Source organism: Chitinophaga skermanii (assembly GCF_003259335.1).
Classification (GTDB): domain Bacteria; phylum Bacteroidota; class Bacteroidia; order Chitinophagales; family Chitinophagaceae; genus Chitinophaga; species Chitinophaga skermanii.
In genome coordinates this window covers 501,596-521,188 of the sequence record NZ_QLLL01000001.1, presented here as the reverse complement: position 1 = coordinate 521,188, position 19,593 = coordinate 501,596, and the positions used below count along the sequence as shown (strand labels likewise).

Genomic DNA, 19,593 nt, shown 5'->3' with positions numbered 1-19,593 from the left:
AGGAGAATTGCCGCAATTGGCTACGTGAATACGCGTAAACATAACGTTAAACCACCAAACTATCCTACTTTTCCACCATGCCCAAGGTAAAATCAGAACAAACAATTAATCAGCAAAGGTAAATAAAGCGTACTAGAATGATGAAAATTCCCCCATATCTTAAAAAAGGCGATTTGATCGGCGTTACTTGCGCCAGTAGTAAAATGGAACTTTACCAAGCCGAATATGCTGCTAAAGTATTAGAATCGTGGGGCTTTCGCGTGCATTTGGGTATTACCGTTGGCACGAGCTTCCACAATTTTTCCGCCCCCGACGAACTCCGCTTGGAAGAACTCCAAGATATGCTCGACGACCCCGAAATTAAAGCTATCCTATTTGGACGCGGCGGCTACGGCATGATCTGCCTACTCGACCAGCTCAATTTCCATAAATTCAAGAAACATCCTAAATGGATCTGTGGCTATAGCGATGTAACTGCCCTCCACTCGCACCTCCACCAAAAGGTAGGTGTAGCCAGCTTGCACTCTTTAATGTGTAGCGGCATTACAAGGGTAACCGAAGAAGATGCTTACGTACAAAGCCTCCGCGATGCCTTGGAAGGTAAAAGATACCGCTACGAATTCGAATCCCACGAACTGAATCGTAAAGGAACAGCCCGCGGACAGCTCGTTGGCGGCAATCTAACCCTGCTCGCTTCCCTATCAGGCTCCGAATCGCAGATCGATACAAAAGGTAAAATCCTATTCCTCGAAGATATCGGGGAATATAGATATAGTGTAGACCGACTCATGTACAACCTCAAGCGCGCAGGCTATCTCGAAGACTTAGCAGGCCTCATTATTGGTACATTCACCGAGGCGAAAGACACGGAAACACCATTCGGACAAACAGAATTCGAAATCATCGAGAACATCGTGAAGGATTACGATTACCCTGTATGTTACAATTTCCCAGTAGGCCACCAGCACGAAAATTACGCGCTAAAGATCGGCTTCCACCACGAACTGAAAGTTAGCAACAAAGAATGCTACTTGAAGGAACTGAAAAAGTAAATGATTATTTATAATGCAATAAAAAAAGGCATCTCCCAAGCGGAGATGCCTTTTTGTTTATACGTTGTTCCCTTAGCGAACCATTAACAAGCTATCCAGCTTCCCATGGAACAAAGGGAATTTATTCAAATTGTTATGACGACCTCCCGGGATGGTTACGAACAGGTCCGTAGGCTTCTTCAATAAAGGTTTCAATTTTTCACCGGAACTAAATGGTACCGTTTCATCATCATCGCCATGGAAAATGGTGATTGGCGCTGTTACTTTTTGCAAATATTCGTAGGTAGGAAATTGGTAGTCCATCAACAACGAAAGCGGGTAAATAGGGGCGTATTTACGACCTAAATCCGCCAATTTGTAATAAGGTGTTTCAAGTATCAAGCGTTGGCAATCGCGGATAGCTGCTAGCTCTGCCGCAACACCTGTGCCGAGTGATTTTCCGTAAATGATAATGTCTTGGGGTTGAAAGCGGCCGCGGGCCATATTATACATCAACATGGCATCGTCGTACATGCCTTGTTCTGAAAGCTTGCCTGTGCTTTTGCCGAATTTGCGGTAATCCATTACTAATACGTCATAGCCATGTTTCGTGAAGTTCGGCGCGTATTGCGCATACTGCACAACATTCCGGGCATTGCCATGGAAGTATAGTACGATACCTTTGGCGGAATCGGCTTTGAACAAGATGGCGCTGAGTTGTTCTTTGTCGTTGACTTTGATTAATTTTTCTTCGAAAGGAATGTCGAATTTGAATTGATAATCGGCTGCCAGCACAATGGGATGGAAGATAATCTTCTCTTGAAAATAGTATAGGCTAACACCCACACTTACATAGAAAAATAACAGGAGAATAGCGATTTTCTTCCACATGCTTTTACGTTTCGATTCCATACTGAAAAATAAAAAAACTGCATCAACAATATGTTGATGCAGCGGTATTTAAAATGATGTGTTCGTTTAATTAATCTTCAACATCCGGCACGATCTCCATGCCATAAATTTCGGCTGTTAAAATACCGACTGTTTTCACCTCGGTAATAATTTCCACATTCGGTACTAAATCAACCGTACCGTATTGATGATGTAAGAAGTTACAAGTATAGAGTTTACCTGCTAATGCCGGTACGCCTGCTATATACTTCATGATTTCGGTTGCCAATTGTAAGGCTGTAGCACCATGGGTAGGCCCCAGGGAACCTGCATCAAAATTCCGGTACTCGTCGATCACATGTGTATTGCAACGGTAGCTGGCGCTTCTTTCATTATTCAACACCGGCATGTTGAAGCCACCAAACCATGCCATCCAGTTATGCACTTCTGCAATCACAAATGGTTTGTCTTGCAGCACACAAGCATCGTTAATCACCAAGTGGGTGGGTACGTGCTGCGAACAATCTACAATCAAGTCGAACCCTTCAATTACTTGTGCAACGTTTCCAGGTTTAATTTGAATTAAGAAAGGATAATGTTTCGCGTACGGGTTTAATGCCCATAACCTGCTGGATGCCATTTTTGCTTTGTGCTTACGCACATCTTGCATTTGATACAAAGGCATACGGTGTAAGTCTTCCTCTAAGATCACACCATAATCCGCGATGCCTAATACTCCTACACCGGCGCCACTTAAGTATTGCAAAATAGGACTACCCAATCCGCCTGCACCTACAATCAAAATACGCGCAGCTTTCAGCGCTTCTTGCATATCAATGCCCATGCCCGGTACGGCAATGGGATGCTTGTATCTAAATATTTCTTTTTCAGTTAATGCCATGAGTCCTATGCTTTATTCGCCACAAAAATACGTTACTTAATCTTGCGGAAACTCTAGTATAAATTTCGAACCTTTTCCAATCGTGCTTTCCACCTTGATTTTACCTTTATGTGCATCTACAATCGCCTTCACGTAAGCCAAGCCCAAGCCGAAGCCTTTTACATTATGCACATTACCTGTATGAGCGCGGTAGAACTTCTCGAATATGCGCGACACGGTGTCTTTCGACATACCAATACCATTATCGGCAATGGTAATTTGTAAGCTTTTACGCGTGTTTTGGGTTTGTATTTTGATCAACAAACCTTCTTCTTTCGAGTACTTAATCGCGTTATCGAGTAAGTTGAAAATGAGGTTGGAGAAGTGTACTTCGTCGGCGCTGATGATGGGTTGATGCGCATCCAGTTGCAGTTCTACCTTACCGGATTTGTTATCGAGTTGTAACTGCAAGTTATCCACCGTTTTGTTGATCAGCTGGTGTACATCAATCACGGTTTTCTTCATCTCCAGTTCGTCTTTCTCTAACTGTGCACTTTGCAAAATGGTTTCTACTTGCCTGTTCATCCGTTTATTCTCCTCTTTAATAATGCCGGAGAAGTAGCGAATTTTATCTTTATTGTCCATCACTTTCTCGTTCCCAATTGCATCAATCGCCAATGATATGGTAGCCAAAGGCGTTTTCAACTCGTGGGTCATGTTGTTGATAAAGTCGGACTTAATCTCTGATAGTTTTTTCTGGCTGAACATCGTTCGTACCGTCAGCGAAAAGGCCGCGATAATGATGATGGTGAACAGTACGTTGCCCACGATCATTAACCCCAGTGATTTAAGTAAGTTGGGTTTGGGTACGATGATGGTAATAACGTCAGGTGAATCTGTCAATTCCGACAGGTCGCGTACAATTGGCGATACGAAAGGCGCCAAGTAGACAGACGAATCTAATTCAGCCCGTAGTCTTGGAAAATTCCTGGATGCTACTTTCACAGTATTACCAAAAGGCGTGATGGATTCGATCCCGAATTCGTATTCAGCTTTGATTTTTTGTTTGCGCAAGGCCGAGTCAATCATGGCGCGTACATCTACAACGCTGTATTGATTCATCTTGTAGGTAGTAGGATCGCTGGTAAAGCCTTCGAGCATTACGCGGTTACCGGTAGGGTCGATACTACTGCGCATACGTACCGTTCTAACGCTAATACGCGTAGTACGGTCGTACAGGTTGGAAGCCACTTGGGCTACCACTTCTTGCATCCTTTCTTGGTAGGATTCTTTCCGTAGGTGAACGGCATTTGTAATCCAGTTCACTTGGATAGCGATACTACCTAGGAGCGACAACGTAATTAGAATGATAATTACGGGGAATATTTTCTTTAACGGCCACATGCACTTAAAAATAGAACCATAAAAATAGATAAACAAATAATTGCAACAGTGCCTTATTTTGTTAAAAATAAATAATTGCTATAGCAACTATGATACAAAATTATTATCTCGAAATACGCATCCAGCTTGTTTCTTACAATACAACATCACTTTAACGTAATTTTAACGGAGAATTTATACCGGAATTACTCTACAATCCCCTACCTTTGCATTACAATCTTGGTACTAAATTTGATAAGTATATAGTACTGGTCAAACGCCAGGATTTCAAAATTTCAAACAAAGAGTTTTAAACTTTCTACATACATCGACGTGGATTCGTTCCATAAGCGATTTAGATTTTGGTTGATAAAATGGTAAGGAGGTTGTCTAGCCTCCTTTTTTCTTTTCTATAATTTCCTTCTTTTTTATTAGTTTTCTGTGTTACATTTGAATTGCATCAAACTTATGTGATATGGCCATACTTTCTCCAGGGACGATGTTGATTGCAGATCCTTTCTTAAAAGACCCCAACTTTGCAAGGAGCGTTATATTGGTATGTGAGCATACGGAAGCCGATGGAACATTTGGTTTCGTAGTGAACAACTTATGCCCGGTTACGTTGGCAGAAGTGGTACCCAATATTCAGCACCCCAACGTGCCTTTATACGTTGGCGGCCCGGTAAAGTACGACACCCTGCATTTCATTCACCAATTACCCGGTATTATCGATGGCGGCGTGGATTTAGGCAACGGGATGTATTGGGGTGGTGATTACGAGAAGGTAGTGGAGTATTTAAATGTTGGATTGCTGGATTTAGACTTGGTGAAGTTTTTCGTAGGTTATAGTGGTTGGGATCAAAACCAGCTCGAAGAAGAGATTAAAGAAGGCAGCTGGTTAGCTACGAAAGTACAAGACCCATCGTTATTATTTAGCCACGATGCCCAGAACATTTGGCAGAACGCTTTAAAGAAAATCGAGGACCCGGTAATACAGTTAATGGCTAATTTCCCTATTGATCCTTCATTGAACTAAACAGCCAGCCCTAATGGCGGCACATCTATACTGTACTTATGATATGCTAATTGGCTGTTAGGCTTAAACTAGGTTTTACTTGGCTAGTAAACGTTACCCCCAAATATCTCCCATTCTATTATTCGAACAACTTAATTACTTGTTAATGAAAGTGGTATTCCCGATATGGGAATAGTACTTCCTACAAAATAAAAACGCCTCTACGAGGTAGAGACGTTTATTATTATCAAAATCACTTTCTCAGCGAACTGAATTCAGTATTATTTTACGCTGGCACCTTCCACCAGAACGGTCGCTTTGTTATTTAAAACTTCTACGAACCCGCCTGAAATAGTGTAATTGTCAGCGCTATTTTTATCTTTCAATACCTTCATAGACCCTGTACCCAATGCTGCAATGAGCGGGGCGTGTTTATCAAGGATTTCGAAAGAACCGTCTATACCAGGTAATTGTACGCCGTACACTTCGCCTGTGTATAGTTTTCTTTCCGGTGTTAATATTTCTAATAGCATGAATAATTATTTATTCGTGACGCGGTAATCGGCCGCTATATTTAGGCCGGTGAACCTTGTGGTTAACAAGGCTCACCGGTTATTATCATTTATTTAGAAGCAGCAGCTAACAATTTCTTACCTTTTTCGATAGCATCATCGATAGTACCTACAAGGTTGAATGCAGCTTCTGGATACTCGTCCACTTCACCGTCCATGATCATGTTGAAACCACGGATTGTTTCTTCGATTGGTACCAATACACCTTTCAAACCAGTGAACTGTTCTGCTACGAAGAATGGTTGAGACAAGAAACGTTCAACACGACGAGCACGAGATACTGTTAATTTATCGTCGTCGCTCAACTCATCCATACCCAAGATCGCGATGATATCTTGTAACTCTTTATAACGTTGCAAGATCATTTTCACTCTTTGTGCAGTGTTGTAGTGAGCTTCACCTACGATTGCTGGCGACAAGATACGAGATGTAGAATCCAATGGATCTACCGCTGGGTAGATACCTTTATCGGAAATCTTACGGCTCAATACCGTTGTAGCATCCAAGTGGGAGAATGTTGTTGCAGGAGCCGGATCCGTTAAGTCATCCGCAGGTACATATACCGCCTGTACAGAGGTAATTGAACCGTTTTTAGTTGACGTGATACGCTCTTGCATGAGACCCATCTCAGTAGCCAATGTTGGTTGGTAACCTACCGCTGATGGCATACGACCTAACAATGCTGATACTTCAGAACCAGCCTGTGTGAAACGGAAGATGTTATCTACGAAGAAGAGGATATCTTTACCACCACCTGCAGTACCATCACCATCACGGAAGTATTCTGCCATTGTTAAACCAGACAAAGCAACACGCGCACGTGCACCTGGCGGTTCGTTCATTTGACCGAATACGAATGTAGCTTGAGAGTTAATTAATTCTTTTTTATCTACAGCAGCTAAATCCCAGCCACCTTCTTCCATTGAATGCTTGAATTTCTCACCGTATTTAACGATACCAGCTTCAATCATCTCACGCATCAAGTCATTACCTTCACGGGTTCTTTCACCTACACCAGCAAATACTGACAAACCGTCGTGACCTTTCGCGATGTTGTTGATCAACTCTTGAATCAATACTGTTTTACCTACACCGGCACCACCGAACAAACCGATTTTACCACCTTTTGCGTATGGTTCGATCAAGTCGATTACTTTAATACCTGTGTATAATACTTCTGATTCAGTTGCTAAATCTTCAAATTTAGGCGGTTGACGGTGAATTGAATAACCGTTAGCAGTTTCCAATTGACCTAAACCGTCGATCGCTTCACCAACTACGTTGAATAAACGACCTTTAATTTGATCGCCGATAGGCATTTTAATAGGGGCACCTAAATCTACAACTGCCATACCACGAACAAGACCGTCCGTAGAGTCCATTGACACTGTACGAACTGAATCTTCCCCTAAGTGTTGTTGAACTTCGAGAATGATTTTTTGTCCGTTTTCGCGGGTCAATTCAAGGGCGTTGTAAATTTCGGGCAAATTTCCGTCAAAATGAACGTCCACTACGGGACCGATGATTTGTTTGATCTTACCTGTGTTAGGCATATTTTTATGTAGTTTATATAATGCTATAAATAAGCTTGCGCAAAATTTCGCGCAAAGGTAAGCGTTAATGCATGAAAACCCAAATTATAACAGTCCAAAAAATTCCAAGTGCGCTACAACCGTTTACTGTTCTGTGAATTATGATGTGCGGTTTCTTTTTCAGATGAGTGAATTCTATATTTAAACACTCAAATTATATCCGCTTATCATATGTCGACTAAAAACCAACAACTCAACCGGCGCAACTTCTTAGGAAATGTATCAAAAGCCGGGCTATTAGGGGTTTTCGGTATATCACCGCTTGCTTCTACTGCGAAAAATGTTCTGCAAGATAATCAATCTCCTCCTCTTAACAGCACTGATAATACCCAGTTTTTATGTGCGCCGTACCTTCAAAACCCCGGCAGCACTCACATTACAATTTTTTGGCTTACCAATAAACCTTGTTATAGTTGGGTAGAATTCGGCGAAAATGCCCAACAACTCAGCGAAAAGGCTCACCATGTTACCAATGGCTTGGTAGATGCTAATTCCACGTTGCATAAAATTGTGCTCACCGATTTAAAACCCAATACCACCTATTATTACAAAGCCGTATCCAAAGAAATCGTTGATTTCCAACCTTATAAACTTACTTACGGAGAAACCATCTTTTCCGAAGTATACTCATTTACCACTATCAATCCAGCCGCCAAGGAAACATCCTGGTTGATTCTCAATGATATACACGATCGCCCGAACTCTTTTAAAGACCTCATTAGCTTGAATGGGAACGATCCGTACGATTTTGTATTCTTAAACGGCGACATGTTCGACTATCAAACCGGGGAGCAACAACTCGTAGATCACTTATTTAAGCCTACGTCAGAGGTATTTGCTTCGGAAAAACCGTTCCTATTTGTACGGGGTAACCACGAAACCAGGGGGAAGTTTGCACGGCAGATCGATAGCTATTTCGATAACCCGAACAACCGGTACTACTATTCGTTTACCCGCGGACCTGTACATGCCATTGTACTAGATACAGGCGAGGATAAAGAAGATACACATCCTGTATATGCCGGCATCGTGGATTTCGACCAGTACCGCGAACAACAGCAAGCCTGGCTGAAACGCGCCGTGCAAACCCCGGAATTTAAAAAAGCCAAGTACAGGGTAGTCATGATGCATATTCCTCATTACCATTCCGACGAGGCCCATGGCACCGTACATTGCCGGGAACTCTTCGGCCCCATCTTCAACGATGCTAAAATTGATCTTTTCATCGCCGGGCATACCCACAAGTTTGGGATCTACCAGCCAGAAGCCGGTAAACATAACTACCCGTTTGTAATTGGTGGCGGCCCTAAAGCCGGTAACCGCACTTTAATTAAGGTAAAAGCCAACCAAGAACAATTGGTGCTAACAATGTTGAAAGACGATGGTAGCGAAATTGGAACGGTGAAAGTGAAGGGAAGGAAGTAAAGAGCCAGTTAAAAGGCTCATATATTGTTGCTCATTCTCACCACAGAAAACAACCTACTCTTTTCAAGTACTTACATACATATAAAGCGGGTTCTACCTAGTAGTGCCCGCTTTTTTTAATAGGATATGATTTAAAGATTAGAGCATTGGTAAGGATCATCGGTATTGGGAGGTACCTTTTTATTCACCGACCAGCAGAAATCCATATTTTGACTGGTAATGCTTACAAACCGGATTTTCACCTTCATACCTTTCCTACTCCCCGCCGCTTCAATAGCGCCATTGGAACGTGGCTGTACATTCCGTAGGGTGTAGCTTTCAGTTTTAAATTGGTCGCCATTGCTTCTTAGGTATTGTACTTCTACTACCACGTTATCTAGCTGGTAATCGGTTTGATTGCCGACTGTGATTTTTAAGTTTTTAATACCACCGAATAAGCCTGTTCTGTAATCATTTGAATTAATGGATATGAACTGGCGCCAGTTTTTACGATAATAAGCGCGTTGTTCTACGAACTTGGGTTGTGTAGCTTGTACTTCATGGCGATCAACAATTTGTTGCGCTGTTTCGGAGGTTAAGGAAACTGATTTCCTTAAATCCCGGTTCTCGTTCAGCAAACGCTGATTTTCAGCTAATATACGCGACGCATGCCTTCTTTCACGGCAGGCATCTACCCCGAATAAGATGGTTAATAACGCTAGTCCTCCTATGATGATTTTATTCCATGGCATACCCTTCTTATGAAAAAATAATGCCAATATTTACTCCAAACCATTGCTCATACTGCGTTTAGAGAACAGGCTACCATGTAATCATGGGAAATCATAAGGGTACAAATAAGGAAGTATCGATGAAGATATAGGTAATTTACTATTACCACACGATCAACATACGATGCTAATACGATGAAAGTACATGGATTTACATGGTAGTTACATGGATTTACATAGAAATTACTTGAAAATTACATGGTAGCTACTTAGAAACTACCCGAAAATTACCTTGTTCTTACATGGAGGGTAGCTACTCGGAATAGGGAATGATAAGGGTACTAATAGGGTTTGAAAAGGTAATCAATTGGTAGGATATAGGCAAGCAAGCTTAGTTGCATTGATAATGAATAGTAATACAAAGGCCCTCTCTATACCAACGAGAGGGCCTTTGCCTATTCAAGAAAGGATATTGCTATCTAACGATCTGAAAACTTGTAAGTTATCTTTTCGCTTTTCTCGAAATCGTATAATGTTAGGCGCCTAACGGTGTAGTACGCTGTCCAGAAGTTATCGAGGGCGGAGATATAGCCACGGCTGGCTTGGTTCATCTCTTCTTGGGCTAGGTTTAGGTCGGTAATAGAGATTTTACCGATTAAGTAGCGTTCTTTCGTGATTTGGTAGCGTAATTGCGCAATGGTATCTGATTTTGCGGCACCGGCAAGGAGGCGTTTTTGGATGTTGAATTGTTGACTTTGTAAGAAGATTTCTTGTTCGAAGTTTCTTTCATCCAATTGCACATCAATTTCATTCAAATCGCGGTTCGCTTTAGCTTGCTTTACCCGGTTGCGCGCCCTTCCCCAGTCAACAATCGGTACAGCCACACCAACAGAAAGGGTTTGCTGGGTATTACCGCCAGAGTATGCGTTTTTCAACACTTCGTTACTATTCGATCTACCCAATTGCGCCCGCAAGTTCAGTTCGTAACCGTTACTACCGCGTGCTTGGGCTACGCTTTGTTCAGCCTGCAACCTTCTTCTCCTGAAGGCAATCACGGCTTGACGGTTACTGGCTGCTTCTGCATAGGCTTTTTCCACATCTACATCAAACTGGGGCACATTCTCTGGCAGCGTTAATGCCAACTTCGCGTCTTTCTGAATACCCAAAAATACTTTTAGGTTCTGCATCGCTATCTCTCGTTCTACAATCGCTTGCTCCAAAGTGGTTTTACTACGCAATAGGTTCAATTCAATCTGTAACAAATCATTCTCCGCGATCTTACCTAACTCGTAACGGCCTTTAGAAATGGTATATAAAGTATCCGTGTTCTTCACGTTATCTTCATAAATAGCCACTACTTTCTCCGCCGCCGCAGCAGCAAAGAAATAGCGGGCTGCATCTAAGGCAACTACTTCTAAATCTTCGATATACTTACGTTTCGATTCATCATATAACAAAGGTTCAATTCTTCTATCCCACCTATACTGGTTATACATAATAGAAGGCTGGTTATAGTTGATAGAAAACGGTGTACTCAAATAGTTCTGTGCACTTGTAGGCGTAAACTGGTCGGTACGCTCTAAATCGGATCGAAACGAGAAGTTACCACCTGTTAAGGGCACAATCTGCGTAAGCGATAGGCCTACAGCAGTTGAGGAATATGAACGACGGCGGTAATCGATCGTACCATCGGGTTGCGTGATGGCGATCGTTTGTCCCATGAAGCTCGAGTTATTATCCAGGTTCAATACCAATTGCGGCATTTGCCCGGAAGAAAACCATCTATAACGGTATAAACTGTTGAGCGCATTACTTTGCGCACGGTTATAGGAAGGCGATTTCTGTTTGGCCGATAAAATCACATCATCGAGCGACATGCTTTGCGACATGGCACCAGATGTTGCGAGGCTAAAGAGTGTGGCAAGGAAAACTTTATTCTTAAGCATGACGTAAACATTCAATAGGATTTTGATTGGCTGCTTTTTTCGCTGGCGAGATACCGAATATCACGCCCACAGCGGAAGCCAATACAAAGGATAAGAAAATAGAAAGGCCGGAAATAATGGTATTGATATCAGCCACTTTATCCACAAAGTAAGCGCCAACAACACCGAGGATAATACCAATAATACCACCTGTTAAGCTGATGAGCACCGCTTCGAACAAGAACTGCATAATAATATCTCTCTTCTGCGCACCAATAGCCATGCGAATACCAATTTCCCTGGTACGCTCCAATACAGAGGCTAGCATGATATTCATAATACCAATACCGCCTACCAGCAAAGAAATTCCAGCAATCGCGCTTAACACGATGTTGAATACATCCTTGGTTTTTTGCTGCTGCTTCAAGAGTTGCTCAGGAATGGTAACTTCAAAATCGAGCAAGTCATTATGCCGCCGTTTGAGCATACGTGTAATCACTTCTGCCGCTTCCGATACGTTTTCGGCACGATCAATTTTAACGATGAGTTGATCGAGTTCGCCGGCTTTGCTGTTAGCATTATTATTCCCATCGTCCATCCACCAGCCGCTTTCCCCGGTTTCTACTGTAAATGTTTGTTTAGCGGGGTTTTTATAACGAATATATAAGCTGCGAATGGGTGTATAAATATCCATGTTGTAATCGCGGATACCCAAGTTAGATTGCATGCTGCTATTGATATTCTTCTCCTCCGTTACGCCTATAACTTTCAACCATTGCGGTCCTACTTTAATGAGCTTTCCTACAGCAGCTTCCCCTACGAAAAATTTCTTGGCTACGCCGCTACCGAGTATACATACGGCTTCACCGTTGAGTAATTGTGTAGGATTGAATTGAGTGCCTTGATCGACCGGGATATTGTTTAGGTGGAAGAAGTTGGTATCTACGCCCACTAGTTTCAAGTTTCCGCTGCGCGATTTATAAAGCACATCTTGGTCCATCACTACTTCTGGACTTACATTTTCCACCGTTGGCAGCGTAGCTTGAATATTCGCTGCATCGGCCATGGTTAAGCCTTTAGAGAATTTCTTTTTCGTGGCTTCTTCTTTCGGTGCGTTGGCATCGGTAGATGCTTGTGAAGAAGGTTTGTCTTTATCAGTGCTTTTGGGTTTGATAACAATATTATTCACCCCCACGAGCTTCATCTGATCTAATATTTCCTGTTGCGCACCATTACCAATCGCCAACATGGCAATCACTGCCCCTACGCCGAAGATGATACCCAATGCCGTTAGAAAGGATCGTAAACGGTTGGCTACCAGCGACTCGAAGGCAATAGCAAGGTTATTGAGGTTGCGCGTTCCCCAGAATTTAAACATGTGTAAAGTTTTGTGTGAATGTTTTTAGAGTCGCTTTACGGCTTTCTCTTTCGAGGAAACAGGTTCGCTCAAATAAATCTCGTCGCCTTCTTTAATGCCTTTGGCAACTATCACCTCTTCGTCGTTGGCTTTACCGAGTTTCACTTCTTGTTTGATCACACTATTACCGTCGCGGAGGTATACAAAGCTGATTTCCTTTTCAGCAAATACGGCTTCCAGCGGGATGATCAATTGATTGGGGGTTTCATTCACCAAAATATTATTGGAGGTAGTCATACCCGGGCGTAGGATAGTATCTACTTTATCGAGTTTTATTTGTACTTCGAACACTTTTGCGTTTGAACCGGGACGGTTCTCTCCAATGCTGGCTACGCTAACAATTTTACCGGCGAGCTTCACATCTGGGAAGGCGTCTAAGCTCATATTAACGGGTTGTTCCTTTTTTATTTTGCTAATGTCGACCTCGTTAATATAAGTTTTCGACATCATAGACGAAAGATCTGGCACCATGGCTACCCTTGGGTCCCAAGAGCGTACTACGGAACCGGCTTTCTTTTTACCGTTGGTCATACGATCGGGAATATACACCAATAACCCTTGTTTATTGGCCATGAGGCGGAAGCGGGAGCGGAGGCTTTCCAGGTCGTTGATAATATTTTGGAACCTATTCAAGTTAGTTTGCGCTTGTTGCATTTTAGCTTCGGCTTGGCGCACCTTGATTTTGTAGTTAGATTCCGCTTCAGCAATATCACGGTGTGATTTTTCGTAGTCGATTTCTGCTTGGCGAATCGTTGCTTTCGGTTCAAACTTGCTTAGTTCTACGGCCAACTTCTTTTGTTCAGCTTGGAACTCGAGGTTTTGCATGTTGGTACGAGCTTCGCGGAGTGTAAGCGCGGTATCGAGTGCCGTTTGAGAAAGCGTTGTTTGGGCTGTCATCAATTGTGTTTGAAAATCGCTGATTTTCTTACTAACAACAGCGGGATCGAGGGTGGCAACATAATCACCTTCTTTCACAATGGTACCTTCGGGGATCATATCTTGAATTTTGATCTCTTCGTAGATATCATTGCTTTGCAGGTCGCTGGGGGCAGAGATATAGGTTGTATTTTCTGCTTGTAATTCACCAGGACTGCTAACTACATTTCTAAAATTTCCTTTTCGTACTTTAACGGTAGTATTTACAGCGCTGGCTTTCCTTCCGAAAGCAAAATAGGAGGCAGCTGCAATCACAACAGTGGCAGTGGCGAAAATCCACCATTTTTTCTTGAGCATAGTAACGTGTGTGTTTTACTAGGGGAATATTATTGGTTAAATGAGATTTTGGATTTACGATTTAGTCTTCAAACTTATAAAGATGCAACAACACGGATATTTCATAAAAGTATAAGCCAGGGTCTAAAATTTGTGTTAAATCGGCACATTCACAAGCATAGCACTGTATATAATTTATAAACGATATTTAAAGCGGATGATTGGCATTTCCGTGATTTTTGTTTATTTAGCGGTGCGTTTCTGCAAGCTAAGACATGAAAAGCTCAGCTGCATCCGTAAAAACACATGAAGCAAACAGCTGGTATGGAATTAATTTTAGTTGACAATCCACAAAAGGCGAAGCTATTTATAGAAGTGCATGCTATTATTAATAAGCATACCACTAACTGGATTCGCCCGCTGGATAAGGACATCGAACAAGTATTCGACCCAAAGAAGAATAAAACATTTCGTTCGGGAGAATTAGCTCGTTGGATTTTGAAAGACAATAACGGCAATTATATCGGCCGTATTGCGGCATTCGTAAATAAAAAATATAAAACAGTTGGCGACGAGCAACCCACAGGCGGTTGTGGCTTCTTCGACTGTATCGATAACCAAGAAGCAGCCAACCTACTGTTCGACACGGCTAAAAACTGGCTGGCAGAGCGGGGTATGGAGGCCATGGATGGCCCAATTAACTTTGGTGAACGCGATAACTGGTGGGGTTTAGTAGTAGAAGGGTTCCATGAACCCTTATACGGTATGAACTTTAACCCGCCTTATTATCAAAAACTGTTAGAAACCTACGGGTTCCAACCTTTCTTCCACCAATTGTGCTTTTCCTTAAACGTGCGTGATCGCGTAATGGAGAAACACTATACCCGCCACGACGCAATCGCTAAAGATCCTGCTTATTCGGCTAGGTATATCGATAAATCGAACTTGAAAAAGTACGCGGAAGACTTTGCCACTATTTACAATCAAGCCTGGAAACAACATGGCAGTGGGAAAGACATGGCACCGGCACAGGCCTACCTTATCTTCAAAAAAATGAAGATGGTGATGGACCCTAAGGTGGTGTGGTTCGTTTACCACAACGATGTTCCTATTGGTTGCTGGCTTAACTTACCTGAGTTGAATCAATACTTTAAACACCTCAATGGGAAGTTCGGGCTATTCCAAAAGCTTTATTTCTTATGGCTGAAAATGACGCGGCCGAATAAAAAGCTGACGGGCATTGTATTTGGACTTATCCCTGAGTTCCAGGGCAAGGGGGTCGACTCATTCATGATCATGGAAGGAGCTAAAATAATCCAGCACGAGCTACCGTATACGGATTACGAAATGCAATGGATTGGCGATTTTAATCCCAAAATGGTGAATGTTGCTGCTAGTCTTGGTGGATTTGTGAGCCGAAAATTGACTACATATAGGTACTTATTCGATCGAACAAAGGAGTTCCACCGTCACCCAACGGTATAAATAATAGTAAAAGCATCCTTTTGGGGTGCTTTTGTTTTTTAGGAGAAGACGCTTGTAATTTTTACTTAATAGGATGCGGGGTTGGGGATGAAGAGCGGGGGATATATTGGGTAATTTTGCTGATTGGGATGGTGGCGATTCCCCAGTGCCTTAACTGTAGCGGGTTTTGAAGCTCGTAACAAAAACTTGCCCATCAAACTCATTTTTGTGCTAATTTCGGCACTTGGAGTGAAGCAAGTTTATGGAAAATTTTATTGTATCAGCTAGGAAATATCGCCCCCAAAACTTCTCAACAGTGGTTGGGCAGTCGCACATTACTACCACTTTAAAGAATGCCATCAAAAACCACCAGTTGGCGCATGCGTTCTTATTCTGCGGTCCACGTGGTGTGGGAAAAACGACCTGTGCGCGTATCTTGGCTAAAACCATTAACTGTGAAACCCCGCAAGCCGACGGTGAAGCATGTAATACATGTAATTCTTGCCGCAGCTTCAATGAAGGGGCATCGTTCAACATTCATGAGTTGGATGCTGCTTCTAATAACTCGGTAGATGATATCCGTACCTTGGTAGAGCAAGTTCGCTTCGCCCCCCAAGCCGGCAAGTATAAAATATACATCATCGATGAGGTACACATGCTCAGTTCTTCCGCGTTCAATGCATTCTTGAAAACATTGGAAGAACCCCCTTCTTACGCTATTTTCATCCTCGCTACCACCGAGAAACATAAAATCCTTCCCACGATCTTGAGTCGATGCCAGATCTTCGATTTTAAGCGCATTACCATTCAAGACACCGTGGATCACCTCCAAGAGATTGCCCAAAAAGAGCACATCACGGCCGAAGCGGATGCTTTGCACTTGATTGCGCAGAAAACGGATGGCTGTATGCGCGATTCGTTGAGTACGCTTGATAAAATCGTGAGCTTTACCAGCGGCAATTTGACTTACCAAAACACCTTGGAGCATTTGAATATTTTGGATTACGACTATTACTTCAAAGTAATGGATTGCGTACTACAACAAGATATTGCAGGTGCTTTACTTATATTCGATGAGATCTTGCAGAAAGGGTTCGAAGGCGATAACTTCTTGGGAGGTTGGGCTGAATTCCTTCGGAATTTATTGGTGAGTAAAGATGATAAGGTACAGCACTTAGTAGAAGTATCGGGTAATTTGAAGGATCGTTATAAGCAACTGTCCGGCAAACTAAGCCCTGAATATATTATTACGGCTTTATCCTTGTTGAATGAAACAGAGATCAATTACCGCCAAGCACGTAATAAACGCCTGCATGTGGAAATGGCATTGATCAAATTATGTTACCTCCAACAAGCAGTAAACCTAGTAAGCAACGATACCACCGGAGAGGTGGTAAAAAAAAACTTAGTTCCTAATAACGGCCAGCCGCAGAAATTGCGCGCACCTTTCATGCAGCCGTTATCGGAAAAAACAATCGTGGCGAAACCCGCCACAGCCGAAACACCAGTAGCCACTGCTCCAACCGCACCGCCAAAGCCCGTACAAGCGCCTACTTACCAAGCGCCTGCACAACAAACGGCTACCATGGCACCGCCAGTGGAAAGGCCGGTTCCTCCGCAACCTACTATGCCAACTAGCACCGCCACGAATACCGCGACTGCTACATCATCTGCACCAAAAACAAAACTTACAGGCTTGGCTGCCATGAAGGAAGCCATCGCCGAAAAGAATAAATCCACTACCAATGCCGCCGTGCCTATTACATTGGGCGCTTTACATGTGTATTGGGAAGAGTTTATTGAAAGATTTAGAGCGGCTAATAAAATGACCGTCGTAAGTAATTTAGCCCTTGCGACCCTTAGCCTTATCGGTCCCGAAGAAATCGGGCTTTGCAGCAGGAACGTTGTACAAATGCGCTTTATGGAAGAGGAGAAACTAGAAATCTCCGAATTCTTCAAACGCAAGTTCAACAACCCAACCATCGTACTAACCCTGTTATTGGATGAATCCATGCAGGAGAAAGTCGACCTAGGGCCAGAACCGCTGTCGAGCCGCGAACAATTCGCCCGGATGATCGAAAAGTACCCGCTCGTGAAAGAGTTGAAGGACAAGTTAAATATGGAGCTTGACTTTTAGAAAGATGTAGTATTAAATAAAAAACTATTATAAACTACCCAAGTACGGCTTTAGTCGTGCTTTTGCGTGAATGTCGACCGTGACCGTTGCATTTTAAATTTTCTAAATTTTAATAGAGAATGTGATAGTTACTTTGCGTTTTTGCGCAAAAACTTGTAGGTTTGGGCAAAATTTGGAAGAAACACTATGGCAGAAGTTATCAGAATGCCCCTTTTAAGTGATACCATGACCGAAGGGGTGATTGCGGAATGGCATAAGAAGGTAGGCGATACCGTAAAATCCGACGATGTGATTGCTGAGGTGGAGACAGATAAAGCAACCATGGAAGTTGTTGGATATGTTGATGGCACGCTGTTATACATTGGTACGGAGAAAGGTCAAGCCGCCAAAGTAAACCAGGTGATCGCAATCGTGGGTAAACCCGGCGAAGACTATAAAGCATTATTGGAAGGCTCTACTACAAGTAATAGCACCGCTAAAAAAGAAGAAGCGCCGGCTCCTGCCGCTGCGCCAGCACCTGCTGCACCAGCTGTTGATAAAGCAGCCGCTGCAGAAGCATTGAAAAATGCTACTGTAATTCGTATGCCACTTTTGAGCGATACGATGACAGAAGGTAAAATCATAGCTTGGAATAAAAACGTAGGCGATACCGTTAAAGGTGACGATGTATTGGCTGAAGTTGAAACCGATAAAGCTACGATGGAAGTAGTTGGGTATGCTGATGGTACACTTTTATATATTGGTGTTCCAGCAGGTACAGCAGCTAAAGTAAACGACATTATTGCCATTGTAGGCAAAAAAGATACAAATGTAGATGTGATCCTCGCAGCAGAAGGCGCACAAGGTGCAGCTCCAGCAGCAGCATCGGCACCAGCTGAAAGTGCAGCACCAGCGGCTATACCGGCAGCAGCTAGCGACAACGGCAGTACTTCATCATCAGAAGGCGGTCGTGTTAAAGCATCTCCATTAGCTAAGAAATTAGCACAAGAGAAAGGCATTGATTTGGGTAAAGTACAAGGTAGCGGCGACAACGGTAGAATCGTGAAGAAAGATGTTGACAGCTACGTACCATCTGCAGCACCTGCAGCAGCTCAACCTGGTAAAGCAGCCGCTCCTGCAGCAGCAGCATACGTTGGTGGCCAAGAAGGTTATACCGATACACCAGTTAGCCAAATGCGTAAAGTAATTGCTAAGCGTCTCAGCGAAAGCAAATTCCAAGCGCCACACTTCTACTTGACCATGGAAATTAACATGGACAACGCGATGGCTGCTCGTAAAGCTATCAATGAAGTATCTCCAGTTAAAGTTTCCTTCAACGATATGGTGATCAAAGCAGCTGCTTTGGCATTGAAAGCAAATCCTGCCGTAAATAGCAGCTGGATGGGCGATTTCATCCGCGAAAATCACCACGTACACATCGGTTCTGCTGTAGCAATCGAAGATGGTTTGATCGTTCCTGTGATTCGTTTCGCAGATCAAAAATCATTGAGCCAAATCGCTAGCGATGCGAAAGTATTGTACGATAAAGCGAAGAACAAGAAATTACAACCACAAGAATTCAGCGGTAATACCTTCACTATCTCTAACTTAGGTATGATGGGTATCGAAGAATTCACAGCCATCATCAACCCACCAGATTCTGCTATCTTAGCTGTTGGCGGTATTAAAGAAGTGGTGATCGTTGAAAAAGGTCAATTCAAAGCTACCAACGTAATGAAAGTTACTTTGAGCTGTGACCACCGTAGCGTAGATGGCGCTGTAGGAGCTAAATTCCTTGGCACATTGAAAGGTTACATGGAAAACCCAGTAACGATGCTCGTATAATTAAAAGACACAAACATCTTTTTATAAAAACGCCGCCTCTACCCGTAGAGGCGGCGTTTTCTTTTGTAGTTTACCAAACCATTTCCCCCAACTATTCCTTCATTCCTACCAAACT

At 42.9% G+C, this 19,593-nt stretch carries 15 protein-coding genes; 6 read left to right on the top strand and 9 right to left on the bottom strand.

Annotated features, from left to right (window positions below; genetic code table 11):
• Positions 1 to 137: 137 nt before the first annotated feature.
• Positions 138 to 1,052 (top strand): S66 peptidase family protein, encoded by a 915-nt coding sequence (locus LX64_RS02170; RefSeq protein ID WP_245952516.1) that lies wholly within the window; start codon positions 138 to 140, stop codon positions 1,050 to 1,052.
• A 72-nt stretch (positions 1,053 to 1,124) separates the two neighbouring features.
• Here LX64_RS02170 and LX64_RS02165 read toward each other — a convergent pair whose 3' ends face one another.
• The 3 genes from LX64_RS02165 to LX64_RS02155 form a co-directional block, all read right to left on the bottom strand.
• The gene (locus LX64_RS02165) at positions 1,125 to 1,943 is read right to left on the bottom strand and encodes an alpha/beta hydrolase (RefSeq protein ID WP_111595957.1); all 819 of its coding nucleotides are present in this window, start codon (positions 1,941 to 1,943) and stop codon (positions 1,125 to 1,127) included.
• A gap of 70 nt (positions 1,944 to 2,013) precedes the next feature.
• A complete protein-coding gene (locus LX64_RS02160; protein WP_111595956.1) occupies positions 2,014 to 2,823 on the bottom strand; it encodes a HesA/MoeB/ThiF family protein in 810 nt (269 codons plus the stop codon).
• Between the two features lie 36 nt (positions 2,824 to 2,859).
• A complete protein-coding gene (locus tag LX64_RS02155) occupies positions 2,860 to 4,206 on the bottom strand; it encodes a sensor histidine kinase (protein ID WP_111595955.1) in 1,347 nt (448 codons plus the stop codon).
• A 454-nt stretch (positions 4,207 to 4,660) separates the two neighbouring features.
• Between LX64_RS02155 and LX64_RS02150 the strand changes: the two genes are divergently transcribed.
• Positions 4,661 to 5,221: a YqgE/AlgH family protein gene (locus tag LX64_RS02150; protein ID WP_111595954.1), complete on the top strand. Its 561-nt coding sequence runs from the start codon at positions 4,661 to 4,663 to the stop codon at positions 5,219 to 5,221.
• Between the two features lie 260 nt (positions 5,222 to 5,481).
• Here LX64_RS02150 and atpC read toward each other — a convergent pair whose 3' ends face one another.
• Together atpC and atpD are read right to left on the bottom strand one after the other, a co-directional pair.
• Positions 5,482 to 5,733 carry an ATP synthase F1 subunit epsilon gene (atpC, locus tag LX64_RS02145; RefSeq protein ID WP_111595953.1) on the bottom strand — a complete coding sequence of 84 codons (252 nt, stop codon included), beginning with the start codon at positions 5,731 to 5,733 and terminating at the stop codon, positions 5,482 to 5,484.
• 89 nt (positions 5,734 to 5,822) lie between these two features.
• Positions 5,823 to 7,325, bottom strand: a complete 1,503-nt coding sequence (atpD, locus tag LX64_RS02140; protein ID WP_111595952.1) for a F0F1 ATP synthase subunit beta — start codon at positions 7,323 to 7,325, stop codon at positions 5,823 to 5,825.
• A gap of 210 nt (positions 7,326 to 7,535) precedes the next feature.
• On the opposite strand from atpD, the gene LX64_RS02135 reads away from it, so the two are divergent.
• The gene (locus LX64_RS02135) at positions 7,536 to 8,789 is read left to right on the top strand and encodes a metallophosphoesterase (RefSeq protein WP_111595951.1); all 1,254 of its coding nucleotides are present in this window, start codon (positions 7,536 to 7,538) and stop codon (positions 8,787 to 8,789) included.
• A gap of 131 nt (positions 8,790 to 8,920) precedes the next feature.
• Here the strand turns inward: LX64_RS02135 and LX64_RS02130 are convergent, their stop codons facing one another.
• The 4 genes from LX64_RS02130 to LX64_RS02115 form a co-directional block, all read right to left on the bottom strand.
• Positions 8,921 to 9,520: a hypothetical protein gene (locus tag LX64_RS02130; RefSeq protein ID WP_111595950.1), complete on the bottom strand. Its 600-nt coding sequence runs from the start codon at positions 9,518 to 9,520 to the stop codon at positions 8,921 to 8,923.
• Between the two features lie 458 nt (positions 9,521 to 9,978).
• Positions 9,979 to 11,445 carry a TolC family protein gene (locus tag LX64_RS02125; RefSeq protein ID WP_111595949.1) on the bottom strand — a complete coding sequence of 489 codons (1,467 nt, stop codon included), beginning with the start codon at positions 11,443 to 11,445 and terminating at the stop codon, positions 9,979 to 9,981.
• Positions 11,438 to 12,802, bottom strand: coding sequence for an ABC transporter permease (locus LX64_RS02120; protein ID WP_111595948.1), 1,365 nt, complete (start codon positions 12,800 to 12,802; stop codon positions 11,438 to 11,440). The genes LX64_RS02125 and LX64_RS02120 overlap by 8 nt, the downstream gene beginning before the upstream one ends.
• A gap of 24 nt (positions 12,803 to 12,826) precedes the next feature.
• Positions 12,827 to 14,074 (bottom strand): efflux RND transporter periplasmic adaptor subunit, encoded by a 1,248-nt coding sequence (locus LX64_RS02115; protein WP_111595947.1) that lies wholly within the window; start codon positions 14,072 to 14,074, stop codon positions 12,827 to 12,829.
• 303 nt (positions 14,075 to 14,377) lie between these two features.
• Between LX64_RS02115 and LX64_RS02110 the strand changes: the two genes are divergently transcribed.
• The 3 genes from LX64_RS02110 to LX64_RS02100 all read left to right on the top strand — a co-directional run bounded on the left by LX64_RS02110 (position 14,378) and on the right by LX64_RS02100 (position 19,478).
• Entirely contained in the window at positions 14,378 to 15,538 is a 1,161-nt protein-coding gene (locus tag LX64_RS02110; protein ID WP_111596329.1) for a hypothetical protein, read from the top strand.
• A gap of 241 nt (positions 15,539 to 15,779) precedes the next feature.
• On the top strand, positions 15,780 to 17,654 hold the full coding sequence (locus LX64_RS02105) for a DNA polymerase III subunit gamma/tau (RefSeq protein WP_111595946.1): 1,875 nt from the start codon (positions 15,780 to 15,782) through the stop codon (positions 17,652 to 17,654).
• A 186-nt stretch (positions 17,655 to 17,840) separates the two neighbouring features.
• A complete protein-coding gene (locus LX64_RS02100; protein ID WP_111595945.1) occupies positions 17,841 to 19,478 on the top strand; it encodes a pyruvate dehydrogenase complex dihydrolipoamide acetyltransferase in 1,638 nt (545 codons plus the stop codon).
• The last annotated feature ends 115 nt before the right edge of the window (positions 19,479 to 19,593 follow it).

What these genes read in the sequence shown, in the direction of transcription:
- LX64_RS02165 (WP_111595957.1), bottom strand. Translation starts at nt 1,943, where the DNA reads ATGGAATCGAAACGTAAAAGCATGTGGAAGAAAATCGCTATTCTCCTG.
- LX64_RS02135 (WP_111595951.1), top strand. Translation starts at nt 7,536, where the DNA reads ATGTCGACTAAAAACCAACAACTCAACCGGCGCAACTTCTTAGGAAAT.
- LX64_RS02115 (WP_111595947.1), bottom strand. Translation starts at nt 14,074, where the DNA reads ATGCTCAAGAAAAAATGGTGGATTTTCGCCACTGCCACTGTTGTGATT.
- LX64_RS02160 (WP_111595956.1), bottom strand. Translation starts at nt 2,823, where the DNA reads ATGGCATTAACTGAAAAAGAAATATTTAGATACAAGCATCCCATTGCC.
- LX64_RS02130 (WP_111595950.1), bottom strand. Translation starts at nt 9,520, where the DNA reads ATGCCATGGAATAAAATCATCATAGGAGGACTAGCGTTATTAACCATC.
- LX64_RS02100 (WP_111595945.1), top strand. Translation starts at nt 17,841, where the DNA reads ATGGCAGAAGTTATCAGAATGCCCCTTTTAAGTGATACCATGACCGAA.
- LX64_RS02125 (WP_111595949.1), bottom strand. Translation starts at nt 11,445, where the DNA reads ATGCTTAAGAATAAAGTTTTCCTTGCCACACTCTTTAGCCTCGCAACA.
- LX64_RS02120 (WP_111595948.1), bottom strand. Translation starts at nt 12,802, where the DNA reads ATGTTTAAATTCTGGGGAACGCGCAACCTCAATAACCTTGCTATTGCC.
- atpC (WP_111595953.1), bottom strand. Translation starts at nt 5,733, where the DNA reads ATGCTATTAGAAATATTAACACCGGAAAGAAAACTATACACAGGCGAA.
- LX64_RS02155 (WP_111595955.1), bottom strand. Translation starts at nt 4,206, where the DNA reads ATGTGGCCGTTAAAGAAAATATTCCCCGTAATTATCATTCTAATTACG.
- atpD (WP_111595952.1), bottom strand. Translation starts at nt 7,325, where the DNA reads ATGCCTAACACAGGTAAGATCAAACAAATCATCGGTCCCGTAGTGGAC.
- LX64_RS02150 (WP_111595954.1), top strand. Translation starts at nt 4,661, where the DNA reads ATGGCCATACTTTCTCCAGGGACGATGTTGATTGCAGATCCTTTCTTA.
- LX64_RS02110 (WP_111596329.1), top strand. Translation starts at nt 14,378, where the DNA reads ATGGAATTAATTTTAGTTGACAATCCACAAAAGGCGAAGCTATTTATA.
- LX64_RS02105 (WP_111595946.1), top strand. Translation starts at nt 15,780, where the DNA reads ATGGAAAATTTTATTGTATCAGCTAGGAAATATCGCCCCCAAAACTTC.
- LX64_RS02170 (WP_245952516.1), top strand. Translation starts at nt 138, where the DNA reads ATGATGAAAATTCCCCCATATCTTAAAAAAGGCGATTTGATCGGCGTT.